The organism is Idiomarina sp. UBA4206 (genome assembly GCF_002383015.1).
GTDB classification, from domain to species: Bacteria; Pseudomonadota; Gammaproteobacteria; order Enterobacterales; family Alteromonadaceae; genus Idiomarina; species Idiomarina abyssalis.
This window is the reverse complement of the sequence record NZ_DFTS01000075.1, coordinates 37378-37628: the sequence shown is the minus strand read 5'-3', so window position 1 is coordinate 37628 and position 251 is coordinate 37378. Positions and strand designations below refer to the sequence as shown.

The window sequence follows — 251 nt, the reverse complement described above, 5'->3', positions numbered from 1 at the left end:
ACTGCGCTATCCGGTTATTTCCGGTGAACAGGAAGGTGAAGTCACTCTGCAAAAAACAGGCTCCGGCTCCATGCGCATGGACTGTAGCTCCGGTTTTGGCGCCGCTATGGTCGTCACCTGCAGCTTTGCGATGCAAGCCACCGCTACGCTTCTGAAACGGCTGGCTCCGGCAAAATAAATTTTTGCGTAATGTAAATGAGCGCGCCCGATGGTTATGGGAGCTACTGCGGAGGTGTGCAGCGCCATGGATG

The 251-nt window shown here is 55.0% G+C and carries 1 pseudogene; it reads left to right on the top strand.

The annotated features are described in order from the left end of the window. Positions 1-178 (top strand): annotated as a pseudogene (locus B3180_RS15785) (tRNA cyclic N6-threonylcarbamoyladenosine(37) synthase TcdA); the annotation flags it as partial. Positions 179-251 lie beyond the last annotated feature (73 nt).